The following is a 2,085-nucleotide window of genomic DNA, read 5'->3' as shown; positions in this document are numbered from 1 at the left end:
CCACTGTTTTTTATTCGATATTGATGATGTCCACATTTTAGTCCGTACCAAACGCTTCGCGGGATGACTTTTCGGTTGTTCATTTTTGCTCCTCAAATTGATTTGGCCAATAGATGTGAGGGCTAATGGGTGTCTCCTTTTCAGTCTAGCGGATAGTCACATGTCCAAGGTGGAGTGAATAGCTCTGGATCGATGCTGTTCTCTTGAAGGTAGTCATTTATCTCTTCTTCGGTTTCAAGCGCTTGACACTTAATAATGGCGGTGTCACTGCTTCCAATGCTATCCCTTGTTTCAATTATGAACTTTGGTATTGTGAGATCTATTACTACATATTTTGAGTTTTTTGCATCTTCCAGAAATTTATAATAAAACTCTCCTGGATATCTATTTGTAAAATTTAAATGATATATCGCGTATATAGCAATCCATCTGCGTAAGGAGTCGTCGTTTGTAGGGAACTTCTGCGCGATTTCTGTATACGATTTCGCTTCCAGACCCCACCAGACTTTTCTTGGGATCATTTATTGAATGCTTCTCCTGTGAACGAATTTTGGCAGCAAATAAAGAGCCAAAGTGAGATAGGTTTGCTTTCAGGTGCATAGAAAATAAAGCTGTCCTATTTTTTGCTTCTTATTAAATGGATCTGTTCTGTTGTTCGAAGAAATCCTTATAAGCTGATAAGGTAATTTTCCAATTTTCAAAGAGCCTCTCTTCGGATCCTTCGACTCCTTCGGGGGCAGGCATGTATCTAACTAAAGAGGCAATTTTTTCTGGGTAGTCGAAGTTTGCGTACAGCTCTTCAACTATTTCAAGCGGATCTTCATAGTCTTCTTTATGCTCAAGTAAAAAAGAAAGTAATAAAAAAATCCAAGGTTTGGTGGAGTCTGTTGTTGGGGAGAGGTCCTTATCTGCCAGTGATTGGAGTAAGCTACTGGCCAAATAAGTTTCGTGAGGTAGCAATGTGGCGAGCTCAATAGCTTCTTGTGGGGACTTTTCTGTTAGGGTTTTACAAGCGTATTTCGATACTCCTTTTTCATCTACAAAGCCGTGCTCAAATCCATATAGAAGTTCCTTCCAATTTATCCATGGATTTTTTTTGTATATGTAATGGCCGTCGAGCGAAAGATTTTTCATTTTCGTATCTACTTGGGCAGTCTTGATGGGATTTGATTTGGTGTGCCAGTCATTTTTCCATTAGGGATGAATCTTTGATGAGGGCCGAAAGGGGGCGGATTTATTTACTATGTAAATGAAAAATAAATATGTCCCTTGTTGGGTCAATTTTTTGTGATTAGTTTTCTGCTGCTTCAGCTTTGGCGAGTAATCTGTTGAGTTCTGGCTCAATTTCATAAATAGGTGTTGTCTCTATAAGTTCTCTGATGAAAGGTGCGTATTTTTTTCCTATAGGTACTTCTGCCCAGTCGAGTTCGTATGTTGCGATGATTTTTACATCTTTGTAGCAGGAGCTGGAAAGCAATAGTTTTAGGAGTTTAATCGCTTGTTCTGTTCTGTCTTCACCCAATGAAACGGCGCAACGCTGTTGCCAATACTCAGGCTTTTGTAGTATTTCTTGCTCTAATCGTTCCCATTGCTGATTTTTGAAGTCTATAAGGACTGATTTTGCAACAAGCTCTGTACTGTACTCAGTCCAGTTTGATTCTTCTGAATCACCGATCCATGAGTGAAGCTTTTCATAAGTCTCGTCTTTTTCGTAGTTTTTCATGGGGTGGCTCCTGTTGGATAAGATGACGTCACTACACCGTTTTCTTTAATTACTTGCCATTCAACGCCGTCCACGATTTTGGTGTGTTCGGTAATTAATGCTCCGGGTTCATTGCGTATAACTCTTCCAGGCTCTAATGCTACCTCGTCAGTGACTTTAAGTATTTTTGCGTCACTCCAAGTTTTAGGCGCAAAAGTATGCCTATTCGGAGACTTCGCGGCTGACATATGTAGTACCTACTGGATTCAAGTCGCTTATAGACAAAAGGGCACAGATTTATTTTCCACACCATGAAAATAGATCTGTCCCCTTTCTTTACATTTTGAAGCGTTGAGGTGAGTTTTGTTAATTTTTTAGGCAGT

At 39.8% G+C, this 2,085-nt stretch carries 3 protein-coding genes; all 3 read right to left on the bottom strand.

What is annotated here, in order from left to right:
- Positions 1 to 633: 633 nt before the first annotated feature.
- Positions 634 to 1,134 (bottom strand): DUF2247 family protein, encoded by a 501-nt coding sequence (locus tag MMG91_RS28715; protein ID WP_310661444.1) that lies wholly within the window; start codon positions 1,132 to 1,134, stop codon positions 634 to 636.
- Between the two features lie 157 nt (positions 1,135 to 1,291).
- Positions 1,292 to 1,723 carry a HEAT repeat domain-containing protein gene (locus MMG91_RS28710; protein ID WP_310661443.1) on the bottom strand — a complete coding sequence of 144 codons (432 nt, stop codon included), beginning with the start codon at positions 1,721 to 1,723 and terminating at the stop codon, positions 1,292 to 1,294.
- Positions 1,720 to 1,950 (bottom strand): EndoU domain-containing protein, encoded by a 231-nt coding sequence (locus MMG91_RS29105; RefSeq protein WP_405046573.1) that lies wholly within the window; start codon positions 1,948 to 1,950, stop codon positions 1,720 to 1,722. The genes MMG91_RS28710 and MMG91_RS29105 overlap by 4 nt, the downstream gene beginning before the upstream one ends.
- Positions 1,951 to 2,085 lie beyond the last annotated feature (135 nt).

Origin of the sequence: Pseudomonas sp. JL3, assembly GCF_031570575.1 — a bacterium.
GTDB lineage: Bacteria > Pseudomonadota > Gammaproteobacteria > Pseudomonadales > Pseudomonadaceae > Aquipseudomonas > Aquipseudomonas cucumis.
This window is presented reverse-complemented; position numbering and strand designations above follow the sequence as displayed.